29 protein-coding genes are annotated in these 26,668 nt (G+C 66.7%); 22 read left to right on the top strand and 7 right to left on the bottom strand.

All coding sequences use genetic code 11. The features are described from left to right. The first annotated feature begins 91 nt into the window (after positions 1 to 91). Complete coding sequence (locus AC1DBQ_RS00145; RefSeq protein ID WP_476926556.1) at positions 92 to 1,453, top strand: MFS transporter; 1,362 nt, start codon at positions 92 to 94, stop codon at positions 1,451 to 1,453. 330 nt (positions 1,454 to 1,783) lie between these two features. Here the strand turns inward: AC1DBQ_RS00145 and AC1DBQ_RS00150 are convergent, their stop codons facing one another. Continuing rightward, positions 1,784 to 3,355 carry an APC family permease gene (locus AC1DBQ_RS00150; protein WP_476926557.1) on the bottom strand — a complete coding sequence of 524 codons (1,572 nt, stop codon included), beginning with the start codon at positions 3,353 to 3,355 and terminating at the stop codon, positions 1,784 to 1,786. A 306-nt stretch (positions 3,356 to 3,661) separates the two neighbouring features. Here AC1DBQ_RS00150 and AC1DBQ_RS00155 point away from each other — a divergent pair, with 306 nt between their 5' ends. The 3 genes from AC1DBQ_RS00155 (at position 3,662) to AC1DBQ_RS00165 (ending at position 5,628) form a co-directional block, all read left to right on the top strand. After that, the gene (locus tag AC1DBQ_RS00155; protein ID WP_476926558.1) at positions 3,662 to 4,156 is read left to right on the top strand and encodes a GyrI-like domain-containing protein; all 495 of its coding nucleotides are present in this window, start codon (positions 3,662 to 3,664) and stop codon (positions 4,154 to 4,156) included. 276 nt (positions 4,157 to 4,432) lie between these two features. After that, complete coding sequence (locus AC1DBQ_RS00160) at positions 4,433 to 4,735, top strand: DUF4193 domain-containing protein (RefSeq protein ID WP_090956868.1); 303 nt, start codon at positions 4,433 to 4,435, stop codon at positions 4,733 to 4,735. A gap of 347 nt (positions 4,736 to 5,082) precedes the next feature. Next, positions 5,083 to 5,628: an AMIN-like domain-containing (lipo)protein gene (locus AC1DBQ_RS00165; protein WP_476926559.1), complete on the top strand. Its 546-nt coding sequence runs from the start codon at positions 5,083 to 5,085 to the stop codon at positions 5,626 to 5,628. Here the strand turns inward: AC1DBQ_RS00165 and fliW are convergent. The 4 genes from fliW to AC1DBQ_RS00185 are packed head-to-tail and all read right to left on the bottom strand — an operon-like array spanning position 5,593 to position 8,885. Further along, positions 5,593 to 6,081, bottom strand: a complete 489-nt coding sequence (gene fliW / locus AC1DBQ_RS00170) for a flagellar assembly protein FliW (protein ID WP_476926560.1) — start codon at positions 6,079 to 6,081, stop codon at positions 5,593 to 5,595. The two genes, AC1DBQ_RS00165 and fliW, sit on opposite strands and share 36 nt — an antisense overlap. After that, entirely contained in the window at positions 6,078 to 6,965 is an 888-nt protein-coding gene (gene flgL, locus AC1DBQ_RS00175; RefSeq protein ID WP_476926561.1) for a flagellar hook-associated protein FlgL, read from the bottom strand. The genes fliW and flgL overlap by 4 nt, the downstream gene beginning before the upstream one ends. A gap of 2 nt (positions 6,966 to 6,967) precedes the next feature. Next, complete coding sequence (flgK, locus tag AC1DBQ_RS00180) at positions 6,968 to 8,386, bottom strand: flagellar hook-associated protein FlgK (RefSeq protein WP_476926562.1); 1,419 nt, start codon at positions 8,384 to 8,386, stop codon at positions 6,968 to 6,970. Between the two features lie 10 nt (positions 8,387 to 8,396). Beyond that, positions 8,397 to 8,885, bottom strand: coding sequence for a flagellar protein FlgN (locus AC1DBQ_RS00185; protein WP_476926563.1), 489 nt, complete (start codon positions 8,883 to 8,885; stop codon positions 8,397 to 8,399). A gap of 317 nt (positions 8,886 to 9,202) precedes the next feature. On the opposite strand from AC1DBQ_RS00185, the gene AC1DBQ_RS00190 reads away from it, so the two are divergent. The 18 genes from AC1DBQ_RS00190 to AC1DBQ_RS00275 all read left to right on the top strand — a co-directional run bounded on the left by AC1DBQ_RS00190 (position 9,203) and on the right by AC1DBQ_RS00275 (position 24,261). After that, positions 9,203 to 10,057 (top strand): flagellin N-terminal helical domain-containing protein, encoded by an 855-nt coding sequence (locus AC1DBQ_RS00190; RefSeq protein ID WP_476926564.1) that lies wholly within the window; start codon positions 9,203 to 9,205, stop codon positions 10,055 to 10,057. A gap of 132 nt (positions 10,058 to 10,189) precedes the next feature. Continuing rightward, positions 10,190 to 11,578 carry a flagellar filament capping protein FliD gene (fliD, locus tag AC1DBQ_RS00195; RefSeq protein WP_476926565.1) on the top strand — a complete coding sequence of 463 codons (1,389 nt, stop codon included), beginning with the start codon at positions 10,190 to 10,192 and terminating at the stop codon, positions 11,576 to 11,578. Positions 11,579 to 11,581: 3 nt separating this feature from the next. Beyond that, positions 11,582 to 11,929, top strand: a complete 348-nt coding sequence (locus AC1DBQ_RS00200; RefSeq protein ID WP_476926566.1) for a hypothetical protein — start codon at positions 11,582 to 11,584, stop codon at positions 11,927 to 11,929. Positions 11,930 to 12,101: 172 nt separating this feature from the next. Beyond that, entirely contained in the window at positions 12,102 to 12,554 is a 453-nt protein-coding gene (locus AC1DBQ_RS00205) for a flagellin hook IN motif-containing protein (RefSeq protein ID WP_476926567.1), read from the top strand. Then, entirely contained in the window at positions 12,551 to 13,042 is a 492-nt protein-coding gene (gene fliS / locus AC1DBQ_RS00210; protein WP_476926568.1) for a flagellar export chaperone FliS, read from the top strand. The genes AC1DBQ_RS00205 and fliS overlap by 4 nt, the downstream gene beginning before the upstream one ends. Beyond that, complete coding sequence (locus AC1DBQ_RS00215) at positions 13,035 to 13,460, top strand: hypothetical protein (protein ID WP_476926569.1); 426 nt, start codon at positions 13,035 to 13,037, stop codon at positions 13,458 to 13,460. The genes fliS and AC1DBQ_RS00215 overlap by 8 nt, the downstream gene beginning before the upstream one ends. Positions 13,461 to 13,605: 145 nt before the next feature. After that, the gene (locus AC1DBQ_RS00220; protein WP_116767042.1) at positions 13,606 to 13,947 is read left to right on the top strand and encodes a flagellar basal body rod protein FlgB; all 342 of its coding nucleotides are present in this window, start codon (positions 13,606 to 13,608) and stop codon (positions 13,945 to 13,947) included. Further along, positions 13,947 to 14,339: a flagellar basal body rod protein FlgC gene (locus AC1DBQ_RS00225; protein WP_476926570.1), complete on the top strand. Its 393-nt coding sequence runs from the start codon at positions 13,947 to 13,949 to the stop codon at positions 14,337 to 14,339. Before AC1DBQ_RS00220 ends, AC1DBQ_RS00225 begins: the two co-directional genes overlap by 1 nt. Next, on the top strand, positions 14,339 to 14,644 hold the full coding sequence (gene fliE, locus AC1DBQ_RS00230) for a flagellar hook-basal body complex protein FliE (protein ID WP_476926571.1): 306 nt from the start codon (positions 14,339 to 14,341) through the stop codon (positions 14,642 to 14,644). Before AC1DBQ_RS00225 ends, fliE begins: the two co-directional genes overlap by 1 nt. After that, complete coding sequence (gene fliF, locus AC1DBQ_RS00235) at positions 14,644 to 16,254, top strand: flagellar basal-body MS-ring/collar protein FliF (RefSeq protein WP_476926572.1); 1,611 nt, start codon at positions 14,644 to 14,646, stop codon at positions 16,252 to 16,254. The genes fliE and fliF overlap by 1 nt, the downstream gene beginning before the upstream one ends. Next, positions 16,251 to 17,267 carry a flagellar motor switch protein FliG gene (gene fliG, locus AC1DBQ_RS00240; RefSeq protein ID WP_476926573.1) on the top strand — a complete coding sequence of 339 codons (1,017 nt, stop codon included), beginning with the start codon at positions 16,251 to 16,253 and terminating at the stop codon, positions 17,265 to 17,267. Before fliF ends, fliG begins: the two co-directional genes overlap by 4 nt. Then, complete coding sequence (locus tag AC1DBQ_RS00245) at positions 17,257 to 17,967, top strand: FliH/SctL family protein (protein ID WP_476926574.1); 711 nt, start codon at positions 17,257 to 17,259, stop codon at positions 17,965 to 17,967. Before fliG ends, AC1DBQ_RS00245 begins: the two co-directional genes overlap by 11 nt. After that, positions 17,964 to 19,292: a FliI/YscN family ATPase gene (locus tag AC1DBQ_RS00250; protein ID WP_476926575.1), complete on the top strand. Its 1,329-nt coding sequence runs from the start codon at positions 17,964 to 17,966 to the stop codon at positions 19,290 to 19,292. Before AC1DBQ_RS00245 ends, AC1DBQ_RS00250 begins: the two co-directional genes overlap by 4 nt. Beyond that, a complete protein-coding gene (locus AC1DBQ_RS00255; RefSeq protein ID WP_476926576.1) occupies positions 19,289 to 19,723 on the top strand; it encodes a flagellar FliJ family protein in 435 nt (144 codons plus the stop codon). Before AC1DBQ_RS00250 ends, AC1DBQ_RS00255 begins: the two co-directional genes overlap by 4 nt. After that, positions 19,720 to 20,442: a C40 family peptidase gene (locus tag AC1DBQ_RS00260; protein WP_476926577.1), complete on the top strand. Its 723-nt coding sequence runs from the start codon at positions 19,720 to 19,722 to the stop codon at positions 20,440 to 20,442. Before AC1DBQ_RS00255 ends, AC1DBQ_RS00260 begins: the two co-directional genes overlap by 4 nt. Further along, entirely contained in the window at positions 20,439 to 22,604 is a 2,166-nt protein-coding gene (locus AC1DBQ_RS00265) for a flagellar hook-length control protein FliK (RefSeq protein ID WP_476926578.1), read from the top strand. Before AC1DBQ_RS00260 ends, AC1DBQ_RS00265 begins: the two co-directional genes overlap by 4 nt. A gap of 18 nt (positions 22,605 to 22,622) precedes the next feature. After that, positions 22,623 to 23,057, top strand: a complete 435-nt coding sequence (locus AC1DBQ_RS00270; protein ID WP_476926579.1) for a flagellar hook assembly protein FlgD — start codon at positions 22,623 to 22,625, stop codon at positions 23,055 to 23,057. A gap of 31 nt (positions 23,058 to 23,088) precedes the next feature. Then, positions 23,089 to 24,261: a flagellar hook protein FlgE gene (locus AC1DBQ_RS00275; RefSeq protein ID WP_476926580.1), complete on the top strand. Its 1,173-nt coding sequence runs from the start codon at positions 23,089 to 23,091 to the stop codon at positions 24,259 to 24,261. 75 nt (positions 24,262 to 24,336) lie between these two features. Here the strand turns inward: AC1DBQ_RS00275 and AC1DBQ_RS00280 are convergent, their stop codons facing one another. Next, positions 24,337 to 24,939, bottom strand: coding sequence for an endonuclease domain-containing protein (locus tag AC1DBQ_RS00280; RefSeq protein ID WP_476926581.1), 603 nt, complete (start codon positions 24,937 to 24,939; stop codon positions 24,337 to 24,339). 470 nt (positions 24,940 to 25,409) lie between these two features. Then, positions 25,410 to 26,570: a cytochrome P450 gene (locus AC1DBQ_RS00285; protein ID WP_476926582.1), complete on the bottom strand. Its 1,161-nt coding sequence runs from the start codon at positions 26,568 to 26,570 to the stop codon at positions 25,410 to 25,412. Positions 26,571 to 26,668: the final 98 nt, after the last annotated feature.

Consider the following 26,668-nt stretch of genomic DNA (forward strand, 5'->3'; position numbering starts at 1 on the left):
TGGAAATCCATCCAGATTCCCGCGCCGCAACGTGCCCGGCAATGATGCCCGAGCTGCGGACCGGCCCCTAATTCCATCCGGGAGCATTTCCATGTCCAAGCAATCACTACACACGCCCATCACAGCGGCAGCTACCGCTACCGCAGTGTCCAAGCCCCGCGGCAAGGCCCGCTGGAGCATAGCTCTGCTGATGGGCTTCGGCATTCTCATCAACTACATAGACCGGCTGTCCATATCGGTCACCCAGACTCCGCTTTCCCATGAATTCGGCCTGACTTCCACCGAATTTGGCGTGCTGTCATCCGCCTTCCTGTGGTCATATGCGCTCATGCAGATTCCCTCCGGCATGCTTTTGGACCGCTTCGGCGTCAAGAAGATCTGGGGGGCCAGCGCAGTACTGTGGTTCATCGCATCGGTACTGACTGCAATTGCCTCAGGCGCATGGATCATCATCTTGGCCCGTGTGCTGCTCGGTGTCGCCGAGGCTCCGGCCTTCCCCGGGGCCATGAAGGCCACCGGACTGTGGTTTCCTCGAACCGAACGCGGACTGTGTACCGCCATCTTCGACAGCGGCACCCGCCTGGCAAACGTTCTGGGCTTGCCCTTGATCGCCTTCACAGTGGCCACCTGGGGCTGGCGCGAAGCCTTCTGGGTACAAGCCGTGTTGTCACTGGTCTTCCTGGCCGTCTTTGTGTGGAAATACAGCGGACCTCAGGCGCGGCTGCGCAAAGGCCGCATGACCCAGGAAGAATACAACTACATCGTCGACGGCGGTGCATCATCCGAGTCCGTCCGTCCCAAGAGTGACCTGGCCACGGTCGGATACCTGCTGCGCCAACGTAAGGTCTGGGGTCTCTCGCTGGGCCTGGCCGGTGCCGGATATGTACTCTGGATGCTGCTGACCTGGCTGCCCGGCTACATGCAAACCAGCATGAATCAAAGCATCCTGCAAAGCGGAATCTACGCGGCCGTACCCGCCTTGGCCATGTTCGTCTCGGAGTTGGCCATCGGCGGCTGGTGGGTCGACCGCGTGATCGGCCGCGGCGCCAACCCCGACAAGGTCCGCAAGGGAGTCATCGTCGTCGGCATGCTCGTCGCACTGCTGACGGTGGGCGCCGCATTCAGTGACACCCCGACATCAGCCATCATCTGGATTGCTGCCGGCAGTGCGGGCATCGCCCTGGTCTATGTCACYAGCAACTCGCTCCCGGCCCTGATTGCACCGGAGGGCAGTGCCGGGTCGCTGGCCGCGATCGTCAACTGCGTGAATCTGCTCGCCGGCGTGGCCGCGCCGATCGTGACCGGGCTGGTCGTTGACCTCACCGGCAGTTTCACCTTCGCCTTCATCATCGGCGGCGTTGCCCTGATCGGCGGCCTGGCCTCTTATGTCTTGCTCATGGGCAAGCTCGAGCCAATCCCGGCGAGGGGTGTCGTGCAGGACTCCGCTGTCTGATCCGCATCGCGGCAGAATGCCCGTCGCCGACCAGGATCACTCTGGTCGGCGGCGGGCATTCTGCGTGGCGAGGCGCGGAATGCCCCGGCTCGAGGAGGCGTATGCCGCGATGTATGGCCGTGGCCGGCGGGTGCGCGGGCTGACCGCGGAGGAGGAACCCGAGCGGCAGATCACCACCATGACCCAGTAACCTCAACATGCTGCCTGTGCTCGAGGTCGAGCCCGCCTGAGGCCTGCTCGCGAGACACCGCGCAGTTCCGAGCACAAAAACGTACGGCCCTGCTCCCGGAGTCCGGGGAGCAGGGCCGTACGGGTTTGGAGATCCGGAGGTTACTCCGGAACGACCAGGGCGGGGGTGTCCTTCCGKATGGTTTCGCCGCGGAAGAAGCCCGGATGCTTTTTCGAGGCGAKGAGCATGACCACGACGCCGAGGGCGAGGATGCCGATCCCCAGGATGAACACCAGGCCCACGCCGAAGACCTCCGAGCCGCTACCGAATTCCGGCGACCAGCTGTCCACCGCGGTCTGGAAGAAGACCACAGTGAGGACCAGGCCGCCCACCACCGGGAACAGGAGCCGCATAAAGAAGTTGCGGACGCTGGAGAACAGGCTGTGGCGGAAGTACCACGTGCAGGCGAATGCCGTGAGGCCGTAGTAGAAGCAGATCATCAGGCCCAGGGCCATGATGGTGTCGTTCAGCACGTTCTCGCTGACCACCTTCATGACGGCGTAGAAGCCGCCGGAGATCACGCCGGCCAGGATCGTGGCGTAGCCGGGAGATCCGAAGCGCTTGCTGACCGTCGCGAAGCGCGGCGGGAGCGCGCCGTAGTGGCCCATCGCGAGCAGGCTGCGGGCGGGGGAGGCCATGGTGGACTGCAGGGACGATGCGGTGCCGGAGAGCACGGCCAGGGACATCAGGATGGCCAGCGGGCCCATGACGGGGGAAGCCAGTGCTGCAAAGATGTTCGACTGGTTGTCCGGGTTGTTGAGGCCAATGCCGTCGGTTCCGGTGCCGGCCACCATCATGGTGGCCACGATCGCGACGAGGTAGAGGGCCAGGACGGCGACCGCCGTCGTGGTTCCTGCCCGGCCCGCGGTGCCCTTGCCGCCCTTGGTTTCCTCGTTCACGGTGAGGCAGACGTCCCAGCCCCAGTAGACGAAGACGGCCAGGGACATGCCGGCGGTGAACTGCTCGAAGCTGCCGATCTTCAGCGGGTTGAACCAGTCCCAGCTGAAGGCGATGGAGGTGCCCGCATCACCCGACGCGGCGTGAGTGAGCGCCATGACGACGAAGATGCCCAGGACCAGCACCTGGAATCCGACCATGGTGTACTGCACGAGCTTGGTGGCGTGCAGGCCGCGGTAGCTGACCCAGACGGMGAGTGCGACAAAGACGAGGCACGTAATGATGTTCACGGCCGTGTTGGAGGTCAGGTCCGCGAGGTCGGGGTTGTTGAACATCTGGGCCAGGAAGAGATAGAAGAAGTCCACCGCGACGCCGGCGAGGTTGGACAGGACGATGATGTTGGCGGCCAGCAGCCCCCAGCCTCCCATCCAKCCGACGAACGGCCCGAACGCCTTCGTGGCCCACGTGAAGGTGGTGCCGCTGTCCGGGGAATCGKCGTTGAGCTCGCGGTAGGCGAACGCCACCAGGATCATGGGGATGAACGCGACGATGAAGATCGCCGGCAGCTGCAGGCCGACGGCGCCGACGGCGGGACCCAGTGAACTGGTGAGGCTGTAGGCCGGTGCCACGGAGGAAATGCCCAGGACGACGACGGCGAGCAGGCCMAGCTGGCCGCCCTTGAGTCCCTTGCCGGTGATGCCGTGCTTGGAACCGGCCGGATCGACGACGTCGTGCGCGGTGGTGATGCCGTCTTCGCGGCCGATAGTTTGACTCATTGGTGACCTGTTTTCTGGGAAACGGATGGTTGCTGTTGGGTGCTGCCGTGGATGCAACCGCCGCGGGCGAAGAGGCGGCATGCGTCGAAGATGTMGATCATGGCTACTCCAGTGAGACGGGCATCACATAAATGAACTGTGTTCATTTAGTATTGGGGCGATCCCGGCGCGGGGCAAGACCTAATATGAATAAAGTTCATTTATTTATTCGGCGCTGGCCTGCGCCTGCGGCAGGGCAGGGCCCCTCCCCGGGGCGCGGGCCGTAAGGCCCTAGACCATGGAATGGACACAGCAGACTCTGGGCGTATGACTGAAACGAACCCGGGGCCGGCTCCGGACATCAAGACGGCCCAACTCAAGGAGCAGCCGACGGCGGTGGTACGCGAGACCGTCCCGATGAACGCGCTCCGTGACTTTTTTGGCCGTGCCTTCGGCGCCGTCACGGGCGCGGTCCAGGCGCAGCATGTCCAGTTGGCCGGACCCCCGTTCGCGCTCTACCGGGGGATGCCGACCGACGTCGTCGACGTCGAGGCGGGGTTCCCACTCGCCGCGCCCTTCACGAACGCCGGCGGTGAGGCCACGACGGTCATCGCCGGGACTCTCCCCGCGGGCCAGGCATATGAGGCGCTGCACATTGGCTCCTATGAATCGCTGCAGCACACCTACGGGGCGATCATGGAGCGGATGCGGGAAGACGGAGTGAGTCCGGGGGAGGCAATGTGGGAGTACTACCTTAGCGATCCGGGCGCTGAACCGGACCCGGCAAAATGGCAGACCCTCGTTGTCTGGCCGGTCGCCTGAAATGCCTGCCGGAACAACCGCCGGAACAACCCCCGGAAGGGCGTACGGAACAGCGTCTGGAAGAGAGCGGCCGGCGCTGTCGGCGCCGTGTCCAGGGCGCTGTTTAGGGCGCTGTTTAGCACACTGTTTACGGGCTTCGCCCGTGGCTTCCGGTGCCGCGAATGACTCATAGTGTCTGATTGGCCACACTATTCTTCAACTCCATGCATAATGTCCTAAACTGCTTCACTGAGGTGCCTGAAATGGCGCTGCGCAGCAACGAAAGTGAACCCCGATATGGCTACCGATTACGACGCCCCACGCAAGACAGAAGAAGAGTCTCCCGCTGAGTCACTGGAGGCCCTCCAGGCGTCCCGCGGTGGTGGCGCCCAGACCGCTGTGATCGACGTCGACGAGAACGACACCGCGGAAGGCATCGATCTTCCGGGTGCCGATCTGTCCGGCGAAGAGCTGACCGTCATTGTTGTTCCCGAACAGTCCGATGAATTCACGTGCTCCTCCTGCTTCCTGGTCCGTCACCGGTCCCAAGTGGCCCGCGAAAAGAACGGCATGAAGTACTGCCGCGACTGCGAAGGCTAAGAAACCAGCTGGCAGTCTGGCTGCTCCCCGCAGCGGCTGACACAACGCTGATGGCCCAAGACTGATGGCCCAGTGAAGCCACTTGAGGCGCCGGACCCGCAAGGGTGCCGGCGCTTCGCCGTTCCCGGCGTGGACCGCCGCTCGGCCTGCGATGAGGCCTGGGCCTTCGTTGGTGACATCAGTCCGTGACCAGCAACGCGTCACGTTAACAGTTGGGCGCCGAAACGGTCGAGGGCCTCGCCCGCAGGTTCGGGCCCGCCTACGCTGAGAGGGTCTGATCGTGCTGGCTGTTCAGCMAGTTTCAGGGGGTGGCGGCTTTGAAAAAGACCCAGGTGAAAAAGACCCGGTTGAAGAAGATCCAAGCGTTGCTTGGGGCACTGCTGATGGCTGTGGGCCTCGGAGTGCTGGCGCCGTCCCCGGCCGCCGCGGACCMCTACTGCGGCCTGGTCTGGGGTTMACTGCTCAAGACGGATCCGGCCATGAGCCAGGCCGGGGTGGTCAACGTCCGGACCGGACAGCATTACTGTTTTGACCGGCTGGTCATTGACCTCAACGGTCCCGTGGCCGGCTACACAGTGCGCTACGTTCCCCAGGTGGTGCAGGACGGGTCCGGGCTGCCGGTTCCGCTGCGGGGTCAGGCTTTCATTCAGCTCACAGTCAACGCGCCGGCCTATGACGACGCCGGCAACCCCACCTACAACCCGGCGAACAAGAATGAACTCTCCAACGTATCCGGGTATCAGACGTTCCGGCAGGTGGCGTGGGCGGGCAGCTTCGAGGGCTACAGCAGCCTCGGGCTGGGGGTCCGCGCGCGGCTGCCGTTCCGGGTCCTTACCCTGCCCGGCCCGGGCTCCGGCTCACGGCTCGTGGTGGACGTCGCGCACTTCTGGTAAGCCCGACGGCGTCGGGCCGCTTTGAGCGGCAGGCCCGCCAGCGGCTGATTGCAGAGAGTCGATTTCKGCCCGGAGCGGGTAGTCCCGGCCGTCCAGCACGAGCTGCGTGCAGCGTCCCGTGCCGCGGTTGAGAATGATCGGAGCCATGAGGTTGACCGTCGTGGAACCGGGGGCATGGTTGACCACGATCAGCACCTGGGGTGCCTCCCGCTCGTCGAGCCCGAGAGCCTCCAAGGAGGCTGCCGGGATCGGCGGAGCGTAGCTCGGCGCGAACACAGCGGCATCGGCCACGAACAGCCGCACCGGGGTGGAAGCGGCCTCCAGCGCGAACAGCCCAGTCGCGCCCTGGACGCTCCGAAGCGAGAAGTCGTGCAGATCCTCAAAGCCCGGCATGGGCGCGGTGAACGTGACGGGCAGGCTGGCGACGGGGGTGTCCATGACGGGGGTGCTCACCGCAGGAAGTCCATCAGGGTGGGCTGCAGGACCCGGGCCGTCGCGGCGAGGGCCACCTGATAGTTGGTTTCCTRAAGTTTCAGGTCCATGATGACGCTGCCAAGATCTGCCTTCTCAATGCCCGTCTTCTGTACATCCAAGGTGGCCTCCAAATCTGTGTTGAMGCTGCTGGCGCGGTCCAGCTGGGCTTGGCGTGTTCCGACCTCCGCGCGCCCGGTGACGATGTTCTGGACGCCGGTCGTGAGCTGGCCCGCCAGCGCGGTCACGTCCGTGTTGTTCCGCAGTCCGTCGACGATCCCGCTGACGGTCTGGAAGATCGAGGAGGGGCCGTCGCCGAAGATGGCCGCGCCRTCGGCATCCACCCGGACGGTCTGGGTATCACTGATGCGGCGTTMCACGGAGCTGTTGGCAACGCCGTTGAAGGTGGGMGGGTTGCCGGCAGTGAACGCGCTGGCGGCGTCCGAGCTTCCGGCAAAGATGTTKCGGCCCAGGTGCTTGCTGTTGGCGATCGACAGCAGGTCCTTGTTCAGGCCTTCCAGCTCGAGGGCGATCGCGTCCCTGCCCGTCTGGTTGAGTGTTCCGTTGCCGGCCTGGACGGTGAGGTCCTGCATTTTGTGGACCACGTTGGTGGCCTGCGACAGGGCTGAGTCGGCTGCCGTGAGCCAGCTGTCAGCGTCGTCGATATTCCGGCCGTACTGGGCGGCGGCGGCGATCCGGGAGCGGGTCTGGAGGGCCTGGGCCGTGGCTGCGGGATCGTCCGAGGGCCGGGAGAGCTTGTTCAGCGTGCCGGCCTTGTCCTGCAGCTCGGCGAGCTTGGACTGCTGTGCCTGGAGGTTGCGCTGGGCGGCAGAGGTCATGGTCAGGTTTGTTACCCGGTTCAGCATGGCTACCTTCCTACCAGTCCGGTGTGGTTGATCAAAACATCCAGGGCTTCGTCCACGGCTGTCATGACCCGGGCGGCGGMCTGGTAGGCGTGCTGGTTGGTGAGCAGGCTGAAGTTTTCCTCGTCCAGGCTGACGGACGCGGACGACGCGCGGTTGGTGAGGGCGGACGACTCCGAAGCGGTGGTCAGCGACTCATGCTGCTGGGCGCCCCGCGACTGGACGCCGATTCCCGTCACCACGCCGGCCCAGAGGCTGTCCGGGGAGCCGGGGCCCGTGCCGAGCTGGGAGATTTTGTCCGCCACACTGTTGTCCAGCTTCCCTGCGCCGGCGCCAATGCCAATAGCGCTGACGTCCTGGGGCAGCACGGCGAGACTTAACGCCGCMGGCATGCCCGAGGCGGGGCTGAAGAAATCGCCGGCCACGGCCCCGGTGGAAGTCTGGGCGCCGTTGTGAAGTGCGTTGACGGCGTCCCGCAAATTTCCGGCAAACGTGTTGTACGACGCCGCCGCCTCGGCGATCGCGCCGCCGGTGCCGTTGCTGCTTGCCGGCGCCAGGACGGACAGCGCGCCGGCGATTTCGCCGTCGGTGACCGGTACAGCCTGGCCAGGCCGGTCGGCCCATTCAAGCTGGACCGAGGACCCAAGCGAATCCCCGGACTGGGTGCCCGAGAGGGCCAGGGCCCTGACGGACGTTCCCATGACAAGGGCGTTGCCGCCGACATGGATGTCCACCGTGCCGTCTGCCTGTTCGCGCACGGTCCCGCCGGTCAGCCGGGAGATCGTTTCGGTGAGCTTGGCGCGCGCGTCGATGAGCTCGTTGGCCGAACCGCCCGCTGCGGTAGTGGAACGAATGGTGGCGTTGTAAGCGGCCACTTGAGCGGCCGCGGCGTTGACGGCGTCGACGTTGTCCTGGGCCTGCCCGCGAACGCTGCTCCATTGCGCGGTGAGCGACTGGTAACCGGACGAGATCTTTGCGGTGAGCTCATTGCCGGCCTGCAGGAGCTGCCCCGCCGGAGCGGTTTCCCCGGGCTGGTTGGCCGCGCCCTGCCAGGCGGACCAGAACGTCTGCAGGGATGCGGAGATCCCGTTGTCGCCTGGTTCCTGCAGGATCCCCTCGATGCCCTGGAGCACGGAGGACCGGACGCTGGCGAAGCCGGCCTGGGCTCCCGCCGAGCGGACGCCGGCATCCAGGAAGCTGCTGCCGAGCCGGGCAATGCCGTCCACGGAAACACCGTTGCCGGACTCCGGGCGGCCTKAGCCGAAAAGACCCGGGGTCGGGGCAGCAATCGAGGACTGCTGCACGCGCTGCCGGGTGTAGCCCTCGGTGGCCGCGTTGGCGATGTTCTGGCCGGCGACGTTCAGGCCCTGCTGGGCGGCGGTCAGCCCTCGGTAGGCGGTATTCAGGGCGCCAAAGGTGCTCATGGTCGCTTCCTTAGAATTGCTTGTCGAAGAGGCGGGAGCCGGCGGTTTCCCCGGTCTTGCCATGGGCGTCGTAGGTGCCGGCGGCCKCGGCGGGCCGGAGATCGGCCAGGGACTCCTGGGTGGAGCGGACTGCGGTGCGTAGGTACTGCTCGTTGGAGTCGCGCAGTTCCTTGATGAGGGCCGTCTGGCGGGTCAGTGCGGCCAGGTGCGCGGTCAGGACTTCGGACCAGGCACCCTCCGGGGCCGCSGCAGCCAGCTCGCCGAGGGACGCGTCCGACGGTAAACCCCAGGTTTCGGCCACGACGGCGGCCTCGATGGTGCGCGCCAGGCTCGCCTTGGAGAGGTGTTCGAGAACCTGCTCGACTTCTTTGGTGCCGTGAGCCAGCCAGCGGGATTTGCCTGAGGTGAGGAGCAGTTGCTCTTCCTCCAGCTTGAAAGTGAGAACGTCCAGGAGTTCACGCTCCCGCCACAGCAGGGCTGAAAGTTCGTGGATGGCCATGTTCGGGACGGCTCCCTCATGTGTGAATGTAGCGGGCGACAGGTGCGGTGGTGCCGGGGTGGCCGATTAATCGTGCGGACGATTCAGCCACCAGCAGGGTTCGTAGAAACTATCGGCAGGGCTGCGGGATGCGTTAGCAGCAATGAGGCGGATAAGAGAGGCGTTCGTGGCAGACGGATAAGAGCGCGGCCAGGAGCCCGTGAAGTGGGAAAACTTTTTTCGGATTCCCCTTACCTGACTTATCCGCCGGGCGATAACTACTCCTGAAGGCCCACGGATGGGCCGTCGCTTACAGTCCCACTCACGGAGGAAACACCATGGGCATGATGATTAACACCAACACGATGGCGAACAACGCCTACCGCAACCTCAACAACACCCAGGACGTTGTGTCGAAGTCGATGGAGAAGCTTTCCAGCGGCCTGCGCATCAACCGTGCTGCTGATGATGCTGCCGGCCTCTCCATCTCTGAAGGCCTGAAGTCCCAGGTCACCGGTTCGGCGCAGGCTTCACGCAACGCCCAGGACGKCATCAGCGTCATCCAGACCACTGAAGGCGCCCTGACCGAAGTCCACTCGATCCTGCAGCGCATGCGTGACCTCGCTGTCCAGGGCGCTAACGACACCAACAACGTGGCTGCCCGCAACGCCATCAAGGGTGAAGGCGACTCGCTGGGCAAGGAACTGGACCGCCTCACCAAGTCCACGAACTTCAACGGCATCGACCTGCTCCAGGGTGCTGCTGGCAACAGCGGCGCTACCCTGAGCATCCAGGTCGGCACCGGCGGCACCGCCAACGACAAGATCGACATCACCCTCGGTGACGTTCCCACCGCCGTTGGCACGCTGGCTGGCGCTGCCGCTTCTGCAGGCTTCCTGGTCGACACCGCGGCGAACGCCCAGACCACGATCGGCACCATCGACACCGCCATCGCTGCTGTCTCCGCTCAGCGCGCAGACCTGGGTGCAACCCAGAACCGCCTGGAACACGCCACCAAGACCCTCCAGGTCTCCGGCGAGAACCTGTCGGCCGCTGCGTCCCGCATCACCGACACCGATATGGCTCAGGAAATGGTCAAGTTCACCAAGGCCAACATCATGTCCCAGGCCGGTACGGCAATGCTGGCTCAGGCCAACCAGTCCGGCCAGGGCGTTCTGTCGCTCCTGCGCTAGTCAATATCGGAACCGTAACAACGGATTCCATGGTCGCCTGTGGCGGTTAGGTCGGGCCCATCCCGCCTGACCGCCACTGGCGTCTGACCTACGCCGCCGGTCACGGCCCCAAACTTTCCGGAAGGAACCCCTGTGGGAACAGCAATCGACGGACTGTCCAGCGGCCTGGACACAACGTCCATGATCAACTCCCTCATGGCCGTMGAGGCACTGCCGCAGACGCAACTGAAGACGAAGCTGGCCTCCGACCAGTCGATGATCACATCGCTGCAGGGCCTCAACACCCGTCTGACGCTCCTCAACAGCACCGCCTCCGGAGATGCCACCGTCAATGCGCTGAACCTGTTCACCGCGAGCACCTCGGCGCCGTCCCTCGCCGCCACCGMGAACACCTCTGCGGCGGCCGGGTCCCTCGATGTCACGGTCACCAAGCTCGCCCAGACCCAGGTCGATGTCACCGCAGCGATGGCTTCGTGGCCCGTCGATGCCGGGGGAGCACCCGCGAAGCTGACAATCGTCGATGGCACAGGCAAACAGACCGAGATCGCCCCGGCCTCCACGTCGCTCGACGACGTCGTCACCGCCATTAACGCCGCTTCCGGAGGCGCCGCCGCGGTGAAAGTCCCGGCCGGCAATGGCACTTACCGCCTCCAGCTCACCGCGGCCKCGTCCGGCGCAGCCGGCGCGTTTCAGATCTACCAGGGCAGCGCAGCGGACGTCACTGCCGGCACCGCCACGGACCTGATGTCTGATCCTGCCGCAGCCGTCGTGAGGACCGCCCAGGACGCCGAAGCCGTCCTGTACGCAGGCACCGCCGCCGAGCAGAAGATCACCTCGGCAACCAACACTTTCACCAACCTGCTCCCCGGCGTTTCGGTMACTGCGACGGCTGTCAGCGCCGCACCGGTAACCGTGACCGTAGCCAGCGACACCGCGGCGATATCCCAGAAGGCATCGGATCTCGTCAAAGCTGTCAATGATGCACTCGGCTTCATCTCCGACAACAGCTCCGTCACCACCACCACAACCGCGGACGGAACCTCGGCAGCCAAAGGCGGAATCTTTACCGGCAACTCCAGCGTCCGCGCCGTCGGCGATGCCCTGCTCACGGCAATGGTGGCCCCGGTCAACGGCAAGTCCCCGTCCGAGTACGGGATCGTGATCACCCGCGATGGGAACTTCACCTTCGATAAGGACAAGCTGGCGGCGGCGATGGCGAGCGACCCGGCCGGGACCAGTGCCGCGCTCCAGACAATTGCCTCGCGCGTTGCCACCTCGACGAGCAACGCCACAGACCCGGTCCAGGGTTCCGTGACGTCCCTCATCAAGGGTCAACAATCGGAGGTCGCTGACCTGAACGACCAGATCTCCAACTGGGATACGCGGCTGACAAACCGMCGGGCGACCCTTCAGGCCCAGTTCACCAATATGGAAGTTCTGCTGGGTGGGCTGAAGGCGCAGTCATCCTGGCTTACGGGCCAGCTTGCCGGGCTCTCCACGTCGTCCTCGAGCGGAAACTAGCCAATGTCCAGCACCGCTGTCCATCGCCGGGGCCMGGACCGCCCGCTCGATGGCACCCCGGGGATCGCCGATACCAGGGCAGTTTGGACCGCGATCCTGGACCGGCTCGAGGCTGACATTGCGGTGGCCTTTTCAGGTGTGGAACCCGAACCGTGGGCACCTCCCGCTTTACCGGGCCCCATCCCGGCCGAGCTGGAAGACCGTGCGCGCCGGGTCCTGAATGCTCAAGAGGAAAGCATTGCCATCCTCACGAAGACCAGACAGGTCGCCGCAGCGCACCTGGAGGCTCTCAACTTAGTCCCGGCATCGACCGGAGCAGGCCACGCACTGCTCATTGACGTCCGGGGCTGACATGACCTTCCGTGTCGAGGTGACCGCGTCTCATGGGAACCCGCAGGAGATAGTCCGGCATTTTTTGCTAACGCATGACCCCTCGCATGCCGAGAGCAGATGGTAAGCAGGGATTACCCGAAGCACGGTCACGGAATCGGCCGTGTTGTTCCTACCCGGAAGGCAGGCCGCTATGTCCCATGTGTCCTCCTCGCAGAAGGTTTTCGTGTGGCCTTTCACCACCATCACCATCAAAAGCGAGAGCAACGTCGTCACGGTCACGCCGGCGACCAGTTCCATTGACGACGTTGCCGCCGCGGTCAACGGCGCAAATGCCGGCGTTACGGCCAGTAAGGTGGCTGCCGGCGGCGGCCAGTACCGGCTGGAATTTGCGGCATCCAAATCCGGTGCGGCTGCAACGCTCGTCCCCGACGTGAACGGAAAGAGCGCCCACGTAAAATTCGGCGAGCAGGCCGGTGCTTCGGCGGACCTTCCTGCCGGCTGGGACAGCGGGCTTGTCGCCCGAAAGTCCGTTCTGCAGCGTTCGCAGGCCGCACTCGAAGTGTCACTCAGTGAAATTAAGTCCCAGTCTGCCTGGCTCTCCTCGCAGATCTTCGGTCCCTCCACAGGAAGCACACCAGCATGACCACCACAAGCTTTGGAAGCGCAGCCCAACGGAACCAGTATTTGGCGGATTCTGTGCTCTCCGCTCCTCCCGCACGCCTCCTGACCATGCTCTACGACCGCCTTCTGCTGGATCTTGGCCGGGCCGAGACGGCCCAACAAGGCGCCAATTGGCCGGTCGCCACGGAAAACCTCCTGCATGCACAGGCCATCATTGCTGAATTGACCTCGTCTTTGAAGGTCGATGCCTGGGACGRTGCCGACGGACTCCTCGGCATTTACAACTACGCCTTTACCGCGCTGGTTAATGCCAACCTCCAGCGCGATCCGGCCCTCACGCGGGAGGCGATTGAGCTCCTGGAACCCCTGCGCCAGGCCTGGCATGAAGCCGCCGCGTCCGTTCCCGCGCCGCCGGCAGTCCCCTCCGCAGCGGCTGCACCCGCCTTTGCCGGCACCGGGGCCTGGAACGCCCAGCCGGGAACAGGTGGCGGGAGCCTCGGTTTTGGCTAACCAGACCGACACGGAGTCCGGCCTGGGGGAAGCGGGATCCACCAACGCCGCATCCTTTCCTGCGGAGGCCATGCCCGTCGACGCGGGCTTGGCCGCCTGGATGGCTGTCTTGGACGTGCTTGAAATGGCGGTCCAGGCTGCCGAGCGCACCCTGAAGGATCCGCTGGGGCCGCTTGCCATAGCAGCAGGGTCCGTCGCGGAGCCCCGGGCGGAAAAACGCTGGTCCCCGCCGTCGTTGCCCGGGCCGCTGCCGGCCGCAGCACGTCGCCGCGCCGTCGCCTTGKCCGCGGCCCAGGAACGCGTTGCCCTCAGGCTGGAGGAAGCCCGGCAGGACATGGCCCGGCAGCTTCAGGCGGTGTCCTCAGTGCCGGGCGTCGGAGACCCGTCCGGTGCGATCTACCTCGACGTGAACGGCTGAAGTTTCCTCGGCCCGAATCTTTCGGATAACAGTCGCTTTTTCTCCTAACGCGGCGCTGACCAGTGCCGATAACCACTGTAAGAGCACGGATCGCTCGTTTACCGGCCACGGATTGGCCACCCTCACCTTTCCCAGGCAGGACTCTGTGCTCGAATCCGTGACTTCCGCCGCCCTGGCCAGCGCCATGGACGGGTTGGCATTGCGCCAGCGCACTATCGCGAACAACATCGCTAACGTCAACACACCGAATTACCACGCGAAGCGCGTCAGCTTCGAGGACGCCCTGGCGGCGTCAGTGCAGTCCGGGGACGGCCACGTGCAGGCAACGACGGCGGAATCCCTGGAACCGACCCAGCTGAACGGCAACAACGTCAACCTGGACACCGAGACCCTGTCGAACATCGACACCGTGCTGCGCTTCCAGTTCGCCGCCCGCGCCGTCAATAACGAATTCACCGCCATACGCTCCGCCCTGAGGACCAGCTGATGACCTTCGACATGATCGGCATCGCCGKCTCCGCCCTCACCGTCCACCGCAAGTGGCTCGATGCTGTCTCGGACAACCTCGCCAACATGAACAACGCCTCCGCCACCAGCGGCCCTGCTTTTCAGGCCCGGTACGTCGAGGCCGCCGAAGGGTCGGACGGCTCCGGCGTGTAYGTCAAGAGCACCCAGCTCGGCAGCGCCGCGGGCCGGATCGTTTACCAGCCGGACCACCCGTTGGCTGATGCCAACGGCAACGTGAAGTACCCGGACATCGACATGGCCGAACAAATGGGCGCGCTCATCATCGCCMAGCGCGGCTACCAGGCCAACGCGCAGGTGGTGGACCGCGCCCGCGAAACGTACACGGCCGCCCTTGAGATTGGRCGCTCCTAATGACTGTTGCCCCCATCGCCMCCGTCCAGGGTGTCCTGCCGACCAATTACGTCGGCGGCGCCAGCCCTGTCGCCGGCACGGACGGCTCCGCCTTCGCCAGCTCCCTCACCGGTGCGGTGGACAACCTCCAGCAGCTGCAGTCGACGTCGAACCAGCTGGCTGTCTCCGCCGTCACCGGCAACCTGGACGACATCCACAACGCCACGCTCGCCGCCACCCGCGCCCAGGTCACGCTGGAACTCATGTCCACGGTGCGCAACAAKGGCGTTKACGCGTTCAACGAGATCATGAGGATGCAGGCCTGATGCCTCCGCAGATAACCGCGTTCTTCCAGCGTGTCGGCACGGGCCTGAAGAGCTTCACCGCCGGCCAGCGCACCCTCGCCGTGATCGGTGCTGCCCTGCTGGTGGTGGGCATCGTGGCCCTGTCCGCCTGGCTCACCCGCCCGGCCCTGACCCCGCTGTTCTCCGGCCTGAAGAGCACCGATGCCAGCGGAATCGTGGATCAGCTCAAAAAGGACAACGTTCAGTACGAACTCAGCGACGGCGGCGCCACCATCCTGGTCCCGCAGGACAAGGTCTACGACGAGCGGCTCAAGGCGGCCTCCGCCGGCCTGCCGACCGCCGCAGCAACCGGGTACTCCCTGCTGGACAAGATGGGCGTGACGTCCTCGGAATTCCAGCAGTCCGTCACCTACAAGCGGGCGCTCGAAKGGGAACTCGCCAGCACGATMGAAGCCATGGACGGTGTGAAAACCGCCGCCGTCCGGCTCGCCATCCCGGAAAAGACCGTCTTTGTGTCCAAGACCCCCGACACCACGGCCTCGGTCTTTGTAGAAACCGCCGCGGGGACCACACTCTCCAGCGACAAAGTGCAGGCCATCGTCCACCTGACCTCCGCCGCGATCGAGAACCTCAAACCGGACAACGTGTCGGTGGTCGACTCCCAGGGCAACGTGCTCTCCACTGTCGGCGGGGGCGCCACAGGCTCGACCTCCAAGCAGGCCAGCGACTACCAGAACCGTACGTCCRACGCCGTGAAGGCAGTCCTGGACCGAGTGGTGGGCCCCGGGAATTCCACGGTAGCGGTCGCCGCCGACGTCACCGGGGAATCCGCGCAGCAGACGAGCGAAACGTTCTCCAACACCGCCGGCGCCCTGCCGCTGAGCGAATCATCCAAGACGGAGACATACACGGGAACCGGGGGAGGGGCCGCGGGCGTCCTCGGCCCGGACAACATCGCCGTTCCCGGCGGCACCAGTGGCAACGGCAACTTCGATTCCACCACCGAGACCAAGAACAACGCCGTCAACAAGGTCACCGAGGACCGGGTCATCCCGGCGGGAGCCGTCAAACGCCAGACCATTTCCGTGGCGGTCAGCCAGGCGGCCGCCAACGGCCTGAACCTCGTGTCGCTCAAGAACCTCGTCACCTCCGCAGCCGGCGTCGATGCCACTCGCGGCGACGTCGTCACCGTTGAGGTGGTGCCGTTCAGCACCGCGGCCGCCGATGACGCCGCCAAAGCACTTGCCGAGGCCCAGGCGAACGCGGAAGCCGAAAGGCAGGCCGCTTTCTTCGGAACCCTCGTCACGGCCGGCAGCATCCTGCTCGGCCTGCTGATCCTGGCCCTGGTGGTCACGATCATCCTGCGGCGCCGCCAGAAACGCGAGCCCGTTGACCTCGGTGAACGCCTGGACCTGGACATCATGCCGGTGGTCGCGCCCGTCACCGCCCTTCCGCCGGCCCCGGCGACGTCGGCGATCCCGATCACCGCCCTGCCTCCGCTTCCGGGACCGACCACCGAGCAGTTGGAGTCCGAGCAACGCCGGCTGGAGATCGACAACATGGTCCCCCCCAACCCGGAGCGGGCCGCAGACTACCTGCGCAGCCTCATGGATGACAGGCAGCCGGCATGAAACCAGCCGATACCGTCCTGACCGGCACCCAGCGCGCCGCCGTCGTCCTGATGCAGATGAGCCCCGAGAACGCCGCCAAGGTCATGGCCCAGCTCACTGACACGGAGGCGGAGGAGATTGCCGCCGAGATCGTCAAGCTCCGCAAGGTGGACCCGGACGTCGCCGAACAGATCATGAAGGACTTCCACCAGGCCGCGCAGACCAACTCCCGCCAGGCCCGGGGCGGCCGGGAACTCGCCGAAGGCCTGCTCGAGGCGTCCTTCGGCTCGGAAAAGGCCGCCGGACTCATCAACCGCCTCACTGTCAACATGGCCGGCAAGTCCTTCGAGTTCCTCGAAGACATCGAGCCCGTGCAGATCCTGGCCCTGATCGACGGCGAACTGCCGCAGACCATCGCCCTGGTTCTGGCCCACCTCAGCCCGCGCAAGGCCTCGGCCGTCATGTCCGGGCTGCCCGGTTCGCTGCGCGCCGACGTCGCGCTCAGCATCGCCACCATGGGATCCGGCGCGCCCGAGGCGATCGGCATCGTGGCCGATACCCTCAAGCTTCGCGGCGGCGCCGCCGTATCCCAGCAGGCCTCAAAGGTGGTGGGCGGCATCCAGCCGCTGCTGGAGATCATCAACCGGACCGACGCCGGCACGGAACGGTCTGTGCTGGACGGCCTGGACTTGCTCGACCCCGACCTCGCGGTGGAGATCCGCGCCCAGATGGTGACGTTCGACGACATCGTGAAACTGGAACGCCGCGACGTGCAGCTGGTKCTCCGCGGCCTCGACKCCTCTGTCCTGGCGATCGCCATGAAGGGCGCCTCCGAAGCGGTCCTGGAAACCATCACCACCAACGTCTCCGGGCGCAACCTCGAAATCCTCGAATCCGAGATCGCTGCCMTTGGCCCGCTGCGTGCCTCGCAGATCGAAGAGGCCCGCGCCGCCGTCGTCCGGTCCATCCGCGAGCTTGAGGCCGAAGGCCAGGTCACCATCCAGCGCGGGGACGAAGAAGACTATGTCTACTGACAGCGGCGCGGCCCCTGCCCCGGCGCGCGTCGTGTTTCCCTCGCTGCGGGCGAACGGGCCGGCCGCCGAACAGGCCGGCTACACCGAGGGTCACGCCGCAGGCTACGCCGCCGGCGTGCGGGCCGCCGCGAAGGAACAGCGCCGCTGGCGGGACCGCATGGCCGCCGAACAGGCCGCCTCCCTGGCCGCCGGGCAACAGGACCTGGACCGTGCCGTGCGCGCCCTGGCCGTCGCCCGGAACGACTTCGCGCACCGCAACGTGCAGGCCCTGCAGGACGCCGAAGAGATCCTGGCACGCACCGCACTGGAACTGGCCGAGGCCATCCTCGGCTACGAACTCGCCGAAGGCACCCGGACCGCACGCGCCGCCCTGGCCCGTGCCCTGTCCGGGAACGACACCGCCACCGTGCTGGCGATCCGGCTGCACCCTGCAGACATCGACGTCCTGACCCGGGAAGGGCAGGAACTGCCCGCCGGGCTGCCGCTCGTCCCGGATCCCTCCCTGGGCCGGGGCGACGCGAAGGTCGAATACCAGCAGGGCTGGTTCGATGCCGGCCTGCGCAGCTCCCTGGAACGGGCCCGCACGGCCCTGCTTGGGGAGTCCGGGCAGGCCGACGCCGGCTTTGGCACCGATGTTATGGGCGGCGGCCTGCCTGCTGGCGGGCTTCCCGGCGCCGGCACTTATCGGGGCAAGGCATGATCGCCGAGTGGCGCCCGAAGGGTGCCGACTACGCCGCCGCGCTGGCCGCGGCTGCCCCGCAGAGAGTTGGCGTCGTTACCTCCGTCGTTGGGCTGGGCCTTGAAGTCTCCGGGCTCGACTGTGCGCTGGGAGACCTCATCACGGTGGGGGAGAACCCCGGCCTCGATGCCGAAGTCGTGGCCGCGCTGGAGGGCTCCGTTCGCTGCATGCCACTGGGCCGCCTCGCCGGTGTGGCCGCCGGAGACCCCGTTCGTGCCAAGGGCGGCGCCGTGCTGGTCCCCACCGGCCCGGGCCTCTTCGGCCGGGTCCTTGACGGGCTCKGACGTCCGATCGACGGCAAGGKTCCGCTGCTCAGCGGTCCGCGCGTGCCGATCGATAACGAGGCGCCGAACGCCATGAAACGTGCCCGCATCGATACGGCACTGCAGACCGGGGTGCGCGTCCTGGACACCATGACGACGCTCGGCAAGGGCCAGCGCATGGGCCTGTTTGCCGGGTCCGGCGTCGGMAAATMCTCCCTGCTCTCGATGATCSCCCGCGGCACCGACGCCGAGGTCTCGGTGATTGCGCTCGTCGGCGAACGCGGCCGCGAAGTGCGGGAGTTCCTCGAGGATGACCTCGGCGCCGCCGGCCTGGCGCGCTCCGTGGTGGTGGTCGCCACCTCCGACGAACCCGCCCTCATGCGGATGCGTGCAGCCTTCACCGMCACCCGGATCGCCGAGTCCTTCCGCGACCAGGGCCAGGACGTGGTCCTGATGATGGACTCMCTCACCCGAGTAGCCATGGCCCAGCGCGAGATCGGCCTCTCGGCCGGCGAGCCCCCGGCCACCCGGGGCTACCCGCCGTCGACCTTTTCCATCCTGGCCCGTCTCCTGGAACGCGCCGGCACTGCCGAAACCGGCTCCGTAACCGGCATCTATACCGTGCTGGTGGACGGCGATGACCACAACGAGCCMATCGCCGACGCGGCCCGGTCCATCCTGGACGGTCACGTCGTGCTGGACCGCAAACTGGCCGTCACGGGGCATTTCCCGTCCGTGGACGTGCTCGGATCGGTGTCCCGGGTGGCCAGCAAGGTCAATGCCAGGCCGAACCTCGACGCCGCCGCCACACTCCGCCGGGTCCTCGCGGCCCGCAAGGGCGCACAGGACCTGATCGACGTCGGCGCCTACCAGGCCGGGACCAACCCGCTGGTGGACGCCGCGCTGAACCACGAGCACGACGTCAGCGCGTTCCTCCGGCAGCCGATGGACGAATCCACGGCCCACTCCGAGTCCTGGCAGCGGCTYGGCTACCTTACTTCGATCCTGGGAGCAGCAGCATGAACCGCGAATTCTCTCTGGCAGGGCTCCTGCGCCTCCGCCAGCTCCAGCAGGACCAGGCAGCCACCGGACTKGCGCGMGCCCGCTCACGCTCCAGTTCCGTCCGGGTCCGCGAAGCCGCCGCCCGCCGCGAGCTGGCCGCCACCGACGACCCCATCTCCAGCTCCGCCTCCCTGCGMGCCGTGGCCGCCGCCCGGTCCTCCTCCCACAGCATGCTCGCGGACCTGCAAAACCTCACGCACCTGGCCGAAGCCGATGAAGCCGCCGCCCGCGCCGAGTTCATCGCCGCCCGCACGCGCTCCGTGGGCCTGGAAAAACTGCAAGCCCGCCACGACGCCGAGATCAATTCCGCGGACCTGCGCGCCGAACAGTCCGCCCTCGACGAGATCGCCTCGACGCTCTGGCACCGCGACGAACAGCAGGTGAAGCCATGAGCATGACAGAGGCAATCGGCCGGATGCAGGGCATCCAAGCGATGATCGCGGAACTGACCCGGCCCGCGGCCACGGCGGAGACCAACGCGGCCGCGGTCAAGGCCGCCGCGGCCACCTCACTCGCGACCGCCACAGGCACCGGMGACTCCGCTTCCTTCACGCAGGCACTCGCCGCGGCCATGGACGGGACCGCTGCCACGGATGCCTCCTMCCTCACGGGCAGCCTGGGACTCGGCAGCTCGCTGGGGCTCGGCAGCACGACGGGGACCGGCATGGCTGGGCTCACCGGCATTGCCGGGCTCACAGGCGCCCAGGCGACGGGCACAGTGCACACGGGCGCGGCGGCGACGKGCAACGACGTGGTGGCGGCGGCCAAGAAGTACATCGGTGTTCCCTACGTGTGGGGAGGCACCAATCCGGCCACCGGCATGGACTGCTCCGGCTTCACACAGCGGGTGTTCAAAGACCTCGGCGTGGAGATTCCCCGCGTGGTGAGCGACCAGATGCGCCAAGGCACCCCGGTGGCTTCCCTCGCCGAAGCGAAACCCGGCGACCTGCTGGTGAGCTTCGGCGGCAACCACGTTTCCATCTACCTGGGCAACGGCAAGGCGATCGACGCACCCGTACCCGGCAAAACCATCCAGATCCGCGACGCCTGGGAGCAGCAGTCCAACCTGACCTCCATCCGGCGCATCGTTCCTGCCGGGACGGCATCGTGAAGGCCGCGGCATCGGGGGATCTCGCGACCGCGCTGGCCGCCTCGGCGCCGGCCCGGGCAGCACGTCAGGGAGCGGACCCTCGGCCGGGCAACGGCAGCCCGGACACCGCGTCCTTCGACTCGGTMCTCACCGACGTCCAGGGTTCGGCAGGGATCGGCCCAGCAGGCAACGAAAACCTCGCGGACCCCGCCACCGCTGCAGAGCCCGCCGCCAGCATCGAGCCCGCTACCGACAACGAGCCCAACCCCGCGCCCGGCCGGCCCGTGGTTCAGGGCGCCGGCCGTCCGGCCAATCAAGCATCCGGCCGACTCACGGAAAGTGCGTCCGGCGCGGTGTCCGCCAACGCCGGCTTCCCCGAGGCCGCCTCAACGGCGGCCGGCGAGTGGACGCCAGAGGTGCCCGTGCCTGACGGCGACCCGACCAGTGCTTCACCTGCAGGCGCCGCTGCGAAACCGACGACGGCGGCCGACGACGCGGCCGACTCCCCGCACTGTGATGCAGGTTGCGCGCCCTCCGACGCCGCTTCTCCCGCCGTTGCCGGCTTTGCCGGGCCAGCGCAGTATGCCTCCGCCCAGTGGGCCTCCGGCCAGTTTGTCTCATTCGCGCAACTCGGACAGCCAGCCCCGGTGGGACCGCCAGCGCAACCCGGACAGGCAGCGCAGGCTGTTGCCTCGACGTCGGACGATCACGGTAATCCCCGCGCTGCGGCACCGGCTTTCCCCGCCCTGGGGGCAACAGACGCACCTGCCCCCGCCCCCACCCCCGCGGCAGCGGGTCCCGCCGGAGTGCCGGCTGCCGCGGCAGAGGGTACAGCCGCCCCCGGGATGCCCGACGCCCGGCTCCAGATGCCCGGCGCGATCCTCGTTCGTCCCGTCTCGGCCGGTGATTCCTCTGCCGTTGCTGCCGCGCAGATCGCGGGCGCGGTACCGTTCACGGGGCCGACTGCAGCCACTGGCGGATCAGCCGGTGCGGCGTCTGAACGGGTTCCTGCCCTGGCTGCTGCACCGGCGAGCGGTGTGGCTGCGCTAGCGGCCTCGCCTGCCACCGGCGCGGCAGGTGCCGCGTCCGCAGCGGGTCCCGCCTCGGTGCTMACTGGCTCGCCCGTGGGTGCGGTTTCCGCCGCAGCCGAGGCAACCACGTTGCCGCGCGAGGCCGCGGCGGCAACGGCTCAAGCGAAGGCGCCAACGAAGGCTCCCGCAGGTGAATCGGCCCAGGCAGGGCCGGGACGCAGTGCGGTGCTTGGCAGTTCGACACCGGTCAACCMGGCGGCCAGCACTCCTGTTGCCACGGCGGGAGCCCCGCTTTCCGGCAGGGGAGAGGTCGCCGCCGTAGCGACCGTCAGAGCCACCGCCGTCGTTCCGTCAGCGGCCGGACAAACAGCGATTACCCCGGCCGGCGGAACCGCAGCCAGCAATGTCCTGCGCAGCGTGGCTCCCGCAGCCGCCGTGGTGCCACATGGAGCCCTAACGGACCCTGCACACGCACCAAACACCGCGGAACCGCCGACCGATCAGGTCAGTGGAGGTCCGGCTGTGGCAGTGGCAGKACCCGTCCAGTCGCCGGCGGCCGGCACAACCCTGCCCCAGCCGGCTGCGCAGGCCGCTGCCCAGCCGCCGTCGCCGTCTGCACCCCACCCCGCGGCACCCCTTCAGCCTCAGCTGGCCAAACCGCTCTTCACCCTGGTGGGGGCACCCCGCGGCGAGCACATCATCACGCTCAAGGTCAGCCCGGAAGATCTCGGTCCGCTGACGGTACGGGCCCAGATCGACGCCGCGGGTGTGCGGATTGAAGTCTTCGCGCCGGGCGAGGCTGGACGTGAGGCGGTCCGGGGAATCCTGCCCGAACTCCGCAAGGAGCTCGCCGACGCCGGCTTCGGGGCCAGCCTTGACCTGTCCGATCACAGCGGGCCCACGGGCCTTGGCCAGAACGGGGGCCAGAACGGAGGCCAGCACGGCACGGCCCAGGACCGGGCGGGCACCCAGTACGCCGCCGGACGGGAGTCCGGCGGCAGCGGCGGCGGAAAYGGCTCTGGTCCCAGCGGCCGCAACGACCCGGCCGAGCAGCGCCCCGGTCACCGCTGGGACGCGCTGGCTGATGGCCAAGCCGTGCGCGCCGCCAGGATTTTGAACGGCCCCCAGACCACCCTTGACATTCTTGTCTGACACGAAGGAACGCGACATATGACGATTCAGCCGATCGCATCCCAGCCAGTGACGCCGGCGGGAGCAGCCGCCCCGGCGTCTGCTGTCCGGACACCMGCTCAGACCATGGATGCCAACGTGTTCATGACCCTGCTCGTGGCCCAGCTCAAGAACCAGAACCCGAGCGCGCCCATGGACACCAACCAGATGATGAGCCAGACCCTCCAGCTCTCCACGATGGAAAAAATGACTGAACTGACCACCAACAGCAAGGAGGGTTTCTCCCTCCAGATGCGGACGGCAGCAGCCCAGCTGATCGGCCAGTCGGTGGGCTACACCCTCGCGGACGGCACCACCGGGACCGGCATCGCCAGCTCCGTCAGTTATGCGGGCTCGGTCCCGGCCGTCAAGGTCGGCGACATCACCGTTCCCCTCGACTCCATCACCGGGCTTACCGCTCCGGCCGCATCCTAACCAGTTCTTTACCCGTAGAAAGGCAGTTCCCATGCTCCGCTCGCTGTACTCCGGAATCTCCGGCCTTCGCGCCCACCAGACCATGCTCGACGTCACCGGCAACAACATCGCCAACGTCAACACCGCCGGCTTCAAGGCATCCTCCACCCAGTTCCAGGACACCCTGTCCCAGCTGCAGCAGGGCGCCTCCGGTCCGCAGGCCGGAACCGGCGGCAGCAACCCCGCCCAGATCGGTCTCGGCGTCCGGGTGGCCGGCGTCACCACCAACTTCAGCCAGGGCTCTTCGYAGAGCACCGGCCGCGCCACGGACATGATGATCTCCGGCGACGGTTTCTTCGTGACCAGCAAGGGCGGCCAGCAGCTCTTCACCCGCGCCGGCTCGTTCAGCCCCGACGCGGCCAACCAGCTGGTGAGCCCCGACGGCGGCATCCTCCAGGGCTGGACCGCCACCAACGGCGTGATCAACGCCGGTTCTCCCGTCGGCGACATCACGCTGAACCCCAACACCATGGTTGCGAAAGCCACAGACACGGTGACCATGGACGGGAACMTGCCCAGCGATGCMCTCGTTACCGACGCTCCACTGGACCGCGTGGTCAATGTCTACGACGCGGCCGGCGCCGAGCGCAGCGTGACAGTGACATTCGCCAAGAGCGCTACCGGCTGGAACGTCACCGCAAAAGACGGGGCAACGACGTCGACCATTCAGCTCGCGCAGCAGTCGAACGGCCAGCTCACCCCCAGCGGGGCCTTGAGCGTATCCGGCATCACGGTGGACCTCTCCAAGGTCTCCGGCTACGCCTCCATGAGCTCCCTGACGGTCAGCGGCCAGAACGGCGCCGCCGTCGGCAAGCTCGAGTCCTACACGCTGGGCAACGACGGCTCCCTGGTGGGGTCGTTCAGCAACGGCATCAAGCAGGTCCTGGCCAAGATCGCCCTCGCCAAGTTCACCAACCCCGGTGGCCTGGAGAAGGCCGGCGGCTCCTCCTACGTGGCCACCGGCAACTCCGGCGGCGTGCAGCTGGGTGCTGCGGGTGACCCCGGCATGGGCACCCTGACCGCCGGATCCCTGGAAATGTCCAACGTGGACCTGTCCCAGGAATTCACCAACCTCATCGTCGCGCAGCGCGGCTTCCAGGCCAACGCCCGCATCATCACCACCTCGGATGAGGTCCTGCAGGAACTGACGCAGCTGAAGCGCTAGCCCCGACGTTGCTCTATCACTTATGGCTGCTATTCGAGCGGCGAGGCAGCCGTAAGTGATAGAGCAACGGGTGTTTTAGCGGGCTGAACCGGTGCCAAGGGCGATCCGGACMTTGCGCACCGCGCCCCGAAAGTCGTTGGCCAGATCGTCGGCGTTCAACTTGAAGTACCGCCATCCGGCGGCGTTGAATACTTCGTCGCGGCGGTAGTCACGGGTTTGCTGTTCGCGCGTGCGGTGGTGGGCGCCGTCGTACTGGATGGCTATGCGCTGTTTGCGGTAGCCCATGTCCGCAGCGGGTGAGTACGGGTCCTCCGGGACAATCCGCAGCTGCAACTCCGGTTCCGGGAGTCCGGCCGCGGTGAGCGCAAGCCGCAAGAACGTCTCCGGTGCGGAGTCGGCACCGGCACGGATCAGCTCGGCCGCCTGGCGGGCCTTCACGATCCCCTGGAACTTCGGATGATGCTTGAGCATTGTCCGCAGTTCCTCGTGCGTCGCCCATGGTTCGGCGCGGATCTCCAGACCCGGGCGCGGCTGACGCACGAGCTGATCGCCCATGGCCACGAKGTCTTCCAACGGAAGGATGCGGGCAAGATCCAGCCAAGTGCGGGCCGGGGTCGAAATGCGGATACCGTCCAGCACCGTGACCTCCTCCGGGAAGGCGAGGACGGTGTGCCCCACGACTCCCTCCCGCCKGACCGGTGGCAACGCTTTGGGCTTGCTGAGATGCAATTCCCGGCTTCCGCACAACCACGCCGGAAGCCACAGTCCGTGGATTACCGCGGCGGTCAAATGCGAGATCCAGCCGCCCGGCGTCGCCGCCGAGAGCGCTCGAGCCAGGCTTCGGATCTCAAAGTCCCACCCGGCTGGGAGATAGATCAACCGGCCGGCTGGGGCGACGTCGGAAGCACGGAGCCGGGACCGGCCCAGGTTCGCAGCTCTCGCCTCATGCACGGTGAACGGGGCATCCGAGAAATGGGAGGGCAATGGCGCGGCAGGTCGCATGCGGACCATTGTTGCCGCAAAGGCGAGATGCTGCCGACGTTATCCACAGCCCCCGTTGCGCTATCACTTATGGCTGCCAAAACGTCGAAATGGCCGCCATAAGTGATAGAGCAACCAGAGGGGAAGGGTGGCCGCGGCGCTCKCGGTCAGCCGGCCTGCCAGGACACGGGAAGATGCTTTACCCCATAGACGATCGTGCTTTCCATCCGCTCCAGCTGCGCCCCGGGGTCCACCGCCAGCCCGGGCAACCGCGAGAGCACGGCTTGCAGCGCGATCCGGGCCTCGAGCCGGGCCAGGGGAGCCCCGAGGCAGAAGTGGATGCCCTGCCCGAAGGCGAGGTGACGGTTGGGTGAACGGGCGACGTCGAACACATCGGGATCCGGGAACTGCTCCCCGTCGCGGTTCGCCGAGCCGATCCAGGCCACGAGGGGCGACCCCGCAGGAATCGACCGGTCGCGCAGCGTGGTGTCCACGGCCGAGATCCGGTACATGGACTGTACGGGGGAGCGGTAGCKCAGCACCTCTTCGATCGCCTGCGGGAGCAGGGCCTGGTCGGCGACAAGACGCTCCGCCGTGCCCGGCGATTCGGCGAAGCACAGTACGGCATTGCCGATCAGGTTGGTGGTGGTCTCGTTGCCCGCGACGAGCAACAGGGCGCAGAATCCGAGCAGCTCGATGACGCTGAGTTTCTGCCCGTCGATCTCGGCCGCGAGGAGCGCGCTGATCAAATCACTGCCCGGCTGGMGGCGCCGCTCCTCGATCATGCCCATGAAATACTCCGCCATTTCCCGGTGGGTATCGKGGTGGCCGGACTCGTCGGCGCCCGGGGCTTGGCTCACGATCATGTCAGACCACTGCTTAAACCGGTCCCGGTCAGCGGCCGGGATGCCCATGAGCTCCGCGATCACGATCACCGGGAGTGGATAGGCCAGCTGATCGATCAGGTCCGTGCTGCCCGTGGCAACGACCGGATCCAGTAACTCGTGCGTGAGCGCCAAGATGCGCGGGGCGAGTGCTTCCACCGACCGTGGCGTGAACGCCTGCGTCACGAGGGAACGCAGCTGGCGGTGCCTGGGCGGATCAGTGTTGATCAGGCTGGCCKCGAACAGTTGCCCAGTCTCGGTCGGATTGTCCCCGCCCATCCGGGAAGAAAACGAGGCGTGCTCGGACAGGACGCGCTGCACGTCGTCATAGCCGAAGACGTGCCAGACGCCGGTCTCCTCATCCTGGAAGACGGGGTCCCTGCGCCGCATGGCTTCGTACTGGGGAAACGGGTTCAACGGCTCCAGAGCCGGAAAATGCACCATGGCTGGCCTTCCTGATGAGGCGGACGGCCGATGCGTCGTGGGGCAGAACTAAGAGCTGTGAACGCGATGGATCAACCGCACCGGACCCAGGCTCCAAC

The organism is Arthrobacter sp. 10T413_2 (genome assembly GCF_056394205.1).

Excerpts from the sequence above, each read along its gene's own strand:
- AC1DBQ_RS00155 (WP_476926558.1), top strand. The coding sequence starts at position 3,662 with ATGACTGAAACGAACCCGGGGCCGGCTCCGGACATCAAGACGGCCCAA.
- AC1DBQ_RS00160 (WP_090956868.1), top strand. The coding sequence starts at position 4,433 with ATGGCTACCGATTACGACGCCCCACGCAAGACAGAAGAAGAGTCTCCC.
- AC1DBQ_RS00205 (WP_476926567.1), top strand. The coding sequence starts at position 12,102 with ATGTCCCATGTGTCCTCCTCGCAGAAGGTTTTCGTGTGGCCTTTCACC.
- AC1DBQ_RS00245 (WP_476926574.1), top strand. The coding sequence starts at position 17,257 with ATGTCTACTGACAGCGGCGCGGCCCCTGCCCCGGCGCGCGTCGTGTTT.